The organism is Micromonospora sp. BL1, assembly GCF_003667485.1.
Lineage (GTDB): Bacteria > Actinomycetota > Actinomycetes > Mycobacteriales > Micromonosporaceae > Micromonospora > Micromonospora tulbaghiae.
In genome coordinates this window covers 1-6,049 of record NZ_RCVK01000151.1, presented here as the reverse complement: position 1 = coordinate 6,049, position 6,049 = coordinate 1, and the positions used below count along the sequence as shown (strand labels likewise).

Here is a 6,049-nt window from a genome sequence, read left to right as displayed (position 1 = left end):
CTACACAAGGCTATTCGTCGGCAGCGTCAGATGGGTATAAGAGTCAGGGACGGGGGCCAGGCGGGTTCGCAGGCTGGCCAGGCCGCCGGGGAAGAAGTAGACGGCCAGGATGAAGACAGTGCCCAGGACGAACAGGGGCTGGCTCAGCGGGTGGCTGAGGAACGCCGGCAGGCTGTTCACCGCGTCGCTGCTGCCGAACGCGGTGAGCCGGTGGTCCAGGTACATGTAGAGGACGCCGCCCAGCACCGGCCCCCATCGCGTACCGGGACCACCGAGCACCACCATGACCAGCAGCGACAGCGTCAGCTCCGACGAGGTGATGTGCGGGCTGGCACCGCCGACGATCAGCACGTACACCACCCCACCGGCCGACGCGAGACCACCGGCGAGCGTGAACGCGACGAGCTTGAACCGGTACGGGTCGAGCCCGAGCACCCCGATCCGCCGCTCGTCGTCGCGCAGGCCGGCCAGCACCCGCCCGGTCGGCGAGGCGCTGACCCGGTGCACGACCAGGACGACGATCGCCAGGTACGCCAGCGCCAGCCAGTAGAGGTTCACCGTGTTGGTGACACCGACGAGCGCCGCCGGCAGCCCGGAGACGTCGAGCGGCAACCCCTCCTCGCCGCCGGTGAGGCCGCCGAAGTCGCGGGCCACGAGGATCGCCCCGACCTGCGCGAACGCCAGCGTCACCATGGCGAACGCGATGCCCACGGTCCGCAGGGCGACCGCTCCGAGCAGCGCCGCGAGCGTCGTGCCGCCGATCACCGTGAACACGGCGGCCTGCCACAGCGGCAGCCCGGCCTTGGTGATCAGGATGTCGGTGCCGTAGACCCCGGCGGCGAAGTAGAGGGCGTGGCCGAAGGAGAGCATCCCGGTACGCCCGAACAGCAGGTCGTAGCCGGCCGCGAGCCCGCCGAACACAAGGCAGATGGCGAGCAGTTGCAGCGTGCCCGGCGAGTTCAGCGGCCCCTCGAAGATGCCGGGCAGGTGCAGTGTGGAGTACGGCAGGATCGCCGCCACCACGAGTGCGACCAGCGGTAGGTACTGGCGCAGTCCGTGCCAGCGGGCGCGGCCGGGGGTCAGCTCGTCCGGCACCGCCGCCGGGGGTGCGGGCGCCTCGGCGCTCTTGACCTCGGTCATGCGTGAGCCACCTTTCCGGCCAGGCCCTGCGGACGCAGCAGCAGCACCACGGCGAGCAGGCCGACCACGCACAGGTCGCCCAGCCCGGACGTGCCGTAGTAGTTGACGAACTGTTGCAGCAGCCCCACCGCGACCGCCGCGTACGCGGACCCGACCACCGAGCCCATCCCGCCGATCACCACCACGATGAACGCGAAGATCAGCAGCGAGCCGCCCTGTCCCGGCGAGACGGTGCCGAAGTAGACGCCGCCGAGCGCGCCGGCCAGCGCGGCGGCGGCCCCGCCGATGGCGAAGACCAGCGTGAACGCCTTGCGCACGTCGATGCCGAGCGCTGTCACCATCTCCCGGTTCTCCACGCCGGCCCGGATGATCAGGCCGTACCGGGTCCAGCGCAGGAACGCCAGCAGCGCGCCGAGCACCACAGCGGCGGCGACGATCAGCAGCAGCCCGGCGTTCGGCACCTGGGCGCCGAGCACCGATGTGACGCCCCGGCTCCAGTCCGGCCGCGGGAACGGACGCGGGTCCGCGCCCCAGGTGGCCTGGAGCAGCGCCACCCCGGCCAGCGACAGGCCGACTGTGACCAGCACCTGTTCGATGGTGCGGGAGTACAGCGGCCGGATCAGCACCAGCTCCACGAGCACCGCGACGAGCGACCCGGCCAGCACGCCGAAGACGACTGCGAGCACGAAGCCGAACCCGTCCGGCCCGGCGCCGGGCAGGTTGCCGGCCGCCCACCACGTCGCGTACGCGCCGACGCCGAGGAACAGCCCGTGCGCGAAGTTGAGTACGTCGGCGAGGCCGAAGACCAGGGAGAGGCCGGAGGCGACGAGGAAGTACAGCGCCGCCAGGCCGAGCCCGGTCAGCGTCAGCAGGACCACTGTGTTCATGAGTGCACCTCCGCCGAACCCACGCCCAGCAGTGACTTGGTCAGCGCGGTCTCCAGCAGCAACTCCTGGGCGTCGCCGGTCCAGGCGACCTTCCCGGCGGAGAGCACCACCGCGTCGGTCGCCAGCCGCCGTACCACCGCCAGGTTCTGCTCGACCAGCAGCACCGGCACGGATTCCGCCACCCGTTCCAGCACCTCGGCCACCTCGGTCACCACCTTCGGCGCCAACCCCTTCGTCGGCTCGTCGACCAGCAGCAGCCGGTTGTCGTTCAGCAGCACCCGGCCGATCGCGAGCATCTGCTGCTGCCCGCCGGACAGCGAGCCGGCCCGTTGCCGTCCGCGCCGCTCCAGCTCGGGGAAGAGAGCGAAGACCTTGTCGTACGCGGGCGTGACGCCCCGCCGTTCGGCCAGCCGCAGGTTCTCCGCCACGGTGAGCGCGGCGAAGACGCAGCGGTCCTCCGGCACGTAGCCGAGGCCGTCGCGGACCAGCCGGTGGGTGGGTCGGGCGAGCAGGCTGCGCGCCCCCATGCGTACGCTGCCGCGCACCTCACCGCCGCGCGGCGTCAGCCCGACGATCGCGCGCAACGTGGTGGTCTTGCCGACGCCGTTGCGCCCGAGCAGCACCGTGACGCCGGTCGGCGCGACCTCGAACGACACCCCCTGGAGGATGTGCAGCCCGGCGATCCGCACGGACAGGTCCGCCACGGACAGGACAGGTTCGGTCATTTAGAGCGCCTCCCCCAGGTACGCCTCCTGCACGGTGGCGTTCGCCATCACCGTGTCCGGGGTGTCGCACGCCAGTAGCGCGCCGTGGTGCATCACGGCGATCCGGTCGGCCAGCTCCAGGATCACGTCCATGTGGTGTTCCACCATGAGCACCGCCCGGCCGCTGTCCCCGGTCAACGACTTGATCACGCTGACCAGCTCGGGTACGTCCTCGGCGCTCACCCCGGCCATCGGCTCGTCCAGCAGCATCACCCGGGGTTCACCGGCGAGCAGCAGCGCGATCTCCAGCTTGCGCTTCTCGCCGTGGGCCAGGGTGCCGGCCAGCGCCGTACCCCTGTGGTGCAGGCCGACGCGGTCGAGCGCCGCGTCGGCGGCGGCGGCCACCTCCCGGTCGGCCGCCGCCCGCCGCCACAGCTTCATCGAGCCACCCCGGTGTGCCTGTACGGCGAGCCGGACGTTCTCCCGCACGCTCAGCGAGCCGAAGACCGAGGACGCCTGGAAGGTACGCCCCAGGCCGAGCCGGGCACGCCGGTGCGGCGGAAGCGCGGTGATGTCCGCGCCGTCCAGCAGGACCGTGCCCTCGGTGGGCCGGCGCAGGCCGGTGATCAGGTTGAACAGGGAGGTCTTGCCGGCGCCGTTGGGCCCGATCACGCCGAGGAACTCCCCCGGCGCCAGATCGAGGTAGACGGAGTCGACGATGGCGACCTCACCGATCCGCCAGGTCAGACCGCGGGTGGCGAGCACGGGTCAGCCCTTCATCTGCGCGACCGGCGGCGCGCTCTCGTCACCGGTGAGCGACTTCTGCGCGGTCGCGGTGAAGGCGGTGCCGCTGCCGGAGAGCTTGGCCTGGTACATCGGCTGGAGCAGGGCGTGGTCCTCGGCGCGGATCTTCATGGTGCCCTTGACGCCCTCGAACTCCCAGCCCTCCAGCGCCTTGACCATCTTCTCCACGTCGTCGCCGCCCTCCTGAACGGCACGGACGACCATCTGCGCGGCGGCAAACCCGTCCGGGTGGAACAGGTCGAGCGTGCCGCCCGGCACCTTCGCCTTCGCGGCCTTGGCGGCCTCGGTGTCGCTGGCCCCGTCGAAGTAGTGCGACAGGAACGAGATCTTGCTGCCGGCCGCGCCGAACGTCGGCCACGAGGCGCGGATGTCCAGGCCGGTGACGACTGTGGTGGAGGCGAGGACGCCCTGCTGGTCGAGCGTCTGCCACATGGCGCCGGCGGTGGTGCCGGCCCAGGCGACGAAGAGCAGGTCCGGCTTGGCGGCCTTGATCTGGCTGGCGAACGGCGTGAACTCGGTGGCGCTGGCCGGGGCCCGGACGCTGCTCACGTTCGCGCCGGCACCGCCGATCACGGCCTTCACGGCGGCCTCGTTGGCGTCGCCGAACGCGCCGTCCTGCGCGAACACCACGACCTTCTTGCCGGCCGCGTCGCCGATGAACGACCGGGCGGTCACCACGTCCTGCCACGACTGTCGGCCGGACCGGAACGTGTACTTGTTCGCGCCGGTCACCGCGTCCGTGGCGGCCGGGCCGGAGATGAACAGCACCTTGTTCTGCGCGGCGATCGGCGCGACCTGGAGCGCCACCCCGGAGGAGGTGGACCCGGCGATGATCTTCGTACCCTTGCCGATCAGGTCCTTCGCGGCGGACACGGCCTTGGCCGGGTCGCCCGCGTCGTCGGCCTCGGTGACCTCGATCGTGCGGTCACCGACCTTGCCGGTGCCCTTGGTGGCGAAGTCGAGGCCCGCCTTGAAACCCTCGATGTACTGCTTGCCGTAGCTGGCGAGCGGCCCGGACTGGGAGTAGACCAGACCGACCTTGACCGGGGCGGCGTCGCCGCCGCCGGATGCGGTGTCCTGCGGGCTGCCACAGGCCGTGGCGGCCAGAGCGACCGCCACCGAGGTGGCGGCGGTAAGGAACACCCGTCGCGTGTGCCGGATCGTCATTGCGACTCCAGGTGAGGACAGGGGGAATGTCAGTTGTCGGCTCACGCTAGAAGTGACGTCACCCACGGGCTATGTGGTCGGCGCACACAAGTACCCGTGACGGGGTGGCCGCACGTTACAAACGCGGACATCACCACGTAACGGCACCGACCCGGGATGGCCACACCCGCCACGCACACCTCGCCGGGAATGTCGCCCCACGCCATCGCGCGCCGGTCACCGCCCGCCGCAGTCCCCGTCGTGGTCGGCCGCCCGTGCGCACCGTCGGCCACCCTCGCGAGGCCGGTCGCACCAGACCCAGTGGCGTACGGACTGCTCGTCCTCCCGTGACACGGTGGTCCCGGCGCGCTCCACGTCGGCCAGGAACCCGAGCGCCCGGCAGATGGCACGCGCGAACCCCCGCGCGCCGTCGAGGTCAGCCGCGACAACCGGCAGGTGTACGACGAACCGCTCCCGGCTCACCGCTGCGCGCCCGGCGCGAACCGGGACTGCCAGCTCTTGAGCGCCGCCTTGATGCGGGTGTTCTCCTCGGCGTACCGGGATGCGTCACGCCGGGCCAGAGCCAGGTCACCCGCTACCCGGTAGAGGAAGGCGTGCACCTCCGCCGGGTCGAGCCCGTGCCGCACGGTGCGGAACCGCCGCTCGCGGATCTGCCCGACGCTCAGCGGCCGGCACGAGTCCGAGCGGTACCAGCCCTGGTTGGGCGACCCTCCCTTGCCACGTCGCCGGGTTGGGTGGAACAGGTTGAGCACGTTACGCACGCCGATCCTCCTCACCGAGCCGTGGAGGCGACCCGCCCGCAGACAGGGGACGCGGGCGGGCCGCCGACCCCGAGACCGCAGCCCGTTCGGCGGTACGACCCCCGGAGCCCAATCCGGGTCCGACTCCCGAGGTTTGCCGAACCAACCGGAGCCGGACGCGGTCAGCCTACCCAAAATACCTGTGTAGGTCGAGCGTCCACATCGGGCTTTCTGCTTGTTGCAGTTACTGGTGTAGGCCCGGCATGATCGGAGGTGCCGAACCGACCGGAGTCCTCACCATGCCTACAGCCGAAGCGCCGTATCGTCAGATCGCCAACGAACTCGCCGCAAAGATCAAGAGTGGCGAGTTGAAGCCCGGCGACAAGTTGCCCTCGACCCGTGAACTCGCCGAAGCCTACGGCGTCCACATGAACACGGCGTCCCGCGCTCTCTCACTGCTGCACGACCGCGAGCTGATCACCGGCCAGCCCGGCCGAGGCACCTACGTAGCCGAACCACCGGCCTGATCAACTCCACTACGCCGAGGTGGCGGCATCATCCCGCCCGGAAGCAGCCACCTCCCCGAAGTGGCGCGCCGCTCGGGGAG

Annotated in this window: 7 protein-coding genes; 1 reads left to right on the top strand and 6 read right to left on the bottom strand. The window is 71.1% G+C overall.

Annotation, left to right across the window (positions count from 1 at the left end; all coding sequences use genetic code 11):
- Window positions 1-1,136 precede the first annotated feature (1,136 nt).
- From EAD96_RS04730 to EAD96_RS04705, 6 genes are all read right to left on the bottom strand, one after another.
- The gene (locus tag EAD96_RS04730; RefSeq protein ID WP_013288704.1) at window positions 1,137-2,027 is read right to left on the bottom strand and encodes a branched-chain amino acid ABC transporter permease; all 891 of its coding nucleotides are present in this window, start codon (window positions 2,025-2,027) and stop codon (window positions 1,137-1,139) included.
- Window positions 2,024-2,752, bottom strand: a complete 729-nt coding sequence (locus tag EAD96_RS04725) for an ABC transporter ATP-binding protein (RefSeq protein WP_120573026.1) — start codon at window positions 2,750-2,752, stop codon at window positions 2,024-2,026. The genes EAD96_RS04730 and EAD96_RS04725 overlap by 4 nt, the downstream gene beginning before the upstream one ends.
- Window positions 2,753-3,496 carry an ABC transporter ATP-binding protein gene (locus EAD96_RS04720; RefSeq protein ID WP_013288706.1) on the bottom strand — a complete coding sequence of 248 codons (744 nt, stop codon included), beginning with the start codon at window positions 3,494-3,496 and terminating at the stop codon, window positions 2,753-2,755. It lies immediately after the preceding gene.
- A gap of 3 nt (window positions 3,497-3,499) precedes the next feature.
- The gene (locus EAD96_RS04715; RefSeq protein ID WP_121683413.1) at window positions 3,500-4,702 is read right to left on the bottom strand and encodes a substrate-binding domain-containing protein; all 1,203 of its coding nucleotides are present in this window, start codon (window positions 4,700-4,702) and stop codon (window positions 3,500-3,502) included.
- A gap of 216 nt (window positions 4,703-4,918) precedes the next feature.
- Entirely contained in the window at window positions 4,919-5,164 is a 246-nt protein-coding gene (locus EAD96_RS31450; protein WP_120573024.1) for a hypothetical protein, read from the bottom strand.
- Complete coding sequence (locus EAD96_RS04705) at window positions 5,161-5,463, bottom strand: DivIVA domain-containing protein (protein WP_121683412.1); 303 nt, start codon at window positions 5,461-5,463, stop codon at window positions 5,161-5,163. Before EAD96_RS04705 ends, EAD96_RS31450 begins: the two co-directional genes overlap by 4 nt.
- Before the next feature lie 278 nt (window positions 5,464-5,741).
- Between EAD96_RS04705 and EAD96_RS04700 the strand changes: the two genes are divergently transcribed.
- The gene (locus EAD96_RS04700) at window positions 5,742-5,969 is read left to right on the top strand and encodes a GntR family transcriptional regulator (protein ID WP_064446847.1); all 228 of its coding nucleotides are present in this window, start codon (window positions 5,742-5,744) and stop codon (window positions 5,967-5,969) included.
- Window positions 5,970-6,049 lie beyond the last annotated feature (80 nt).